This is a genomic window from Pseudomonas sp. PDM32, assembly GCF_019219225.1.
GTDB classification, from domain to species: domain Bacteria; phylum Pseudomonadota; class Gammaproteobacteria; order Pseudomonadales; family Pseudomonadaceae; genus Aquipseudomonas; species Aquipseudomonas laurylsulfatiphila.
Map to the genome: position 1 here is coordinate 1 of NZ_JAHUWE010000031.1, position 1500 is coordinate 1500.

1 rRNA gene is annotated in these 1500 nt (G+C 50.8%); it reads left to right on the plus strand.

The features are described from left to right. Positions 1 to 28: 28 nt before the first annotated feature. Positions 29 to 1500, plus strand: a 23S ribosomal RNA gene (locus KW846_RS29630); the annotation flags it as partial.

Genomic DNA, 1500 nt, shown 5'->3' on the forward strand with positions numbered 1-1500 from the left:
AGTATAACCAGATTGCTTGGGGTTATATGGTCAAGTGAAGAAGCGCATACGGTGGATGCCTTGGCAGTCAGAGGCGATGAAAGACGTGGTAGCCTGCGAAAAGCTTCGGGGAGTCGGCAAACAGACTTTGATCCGGAGATGTCTGAATGGGGGAACCCAGCCATCATAAGATGGTTATCTTGTACTGAATACATAGGTGCAAGAGGCGAACCAGGGGAACTGAAACATCTAAGTACCCTGAGGAAAAGAAATCAACCGAGATTCCCTTAGTAGTGGCGAGCGAACGGGGACTAGCCCTTAAGTGGCTTTGAGATTAGCGGAACGCTCTGGAAAGTGCGGCCATAGTGGGTGATAGCCCTGTACGCGAAAATCTCTTAGTCATGAAATCGAGTAGGACGGAGCACGAGAAACTTTGTCTGAATATGGGGGGACCATCCTCCAAGGCTAAATACTACTGACTGACCGATAGTGAACTAGTACCGTGAGGGAAAGGCGAAAAGAACCCCGGAGAGGGGAGTGAAATAGATCCTGAAACCGTATGCGTACAAGCAGTGGGAGCCCACTTTGTTGGGTGACTGCGTACCTTTTGTATAATGGGTCAGCGACTTATTTTCAGTGGCGAGCTTAACCGAATAGGGGAGGCGTAGCGAAAGCGAGTCTTAATAGGGCGTCTAGTCGCTGGGAATAGACCCGAAACCGGGCGATCTATCCATGGGCAGGTTGAAGGTTAGGTAACACTGACTGGAGGACCGAACCGACTACCGTTGAAAAGTTAGCGGATGACCTGTGGATCGGAGTGAAAGGCTAATCAAGCTCGGAGATAGCTGGTTCTCCTCGAAAGCTATTTAGGTAGCGCCTCATGTATCACTGTAGGGGGTAGAGCACTGTTTCGGCTAGGGGGTCATCCCGACTTACCAAACCGATGCAAACTCCGAATACCTACAAGTGCCGAGCATGGGAGACACACGGCGGGTGCTAACGTCCGTCGTGAAAAGGGAAACAACCCAGACCGTCAGCTAAGGTCCCAAAGTTATGGTTAAGTGGGAAACGATGTGGGAAGGCTTAGACAGCTAGGAGGTTGGCTTAGAAGCAGCCACCCTTTAAAGAAAGCGTAATAGCTCACTAGTCGAGTCGGCCTGCGCGGAAGATGTAACGGGGCTCAAACCATACACCGAAGCTACGGGTATCATCTTCGGATGATGCGGTAGAGGAGCGTTCTGTAAGCCTGTGAAGGTGAGTTGAGAAGCTTGCTGGAGGTATCAGAAGTGCGAATGCTGACATGAGTAACGACAATGGGTGTGAAAAACACCCACGCCGAAAGACCAAGGTTTCCTGCGCAACGTTAATCGACGCAGGGTTAGTCGGTCCCTAAGGCGAGGCTGAAAAGCGTAGTCGATGGAAAACAGGTTAATATTCCTGTACTTCTGGTTATTGCGATGGAGGGACGGAGAAGGCTAGGCCAGCTTGGCGTTGGTTGTCCAAGTTTAAGGTGGTAGGCTG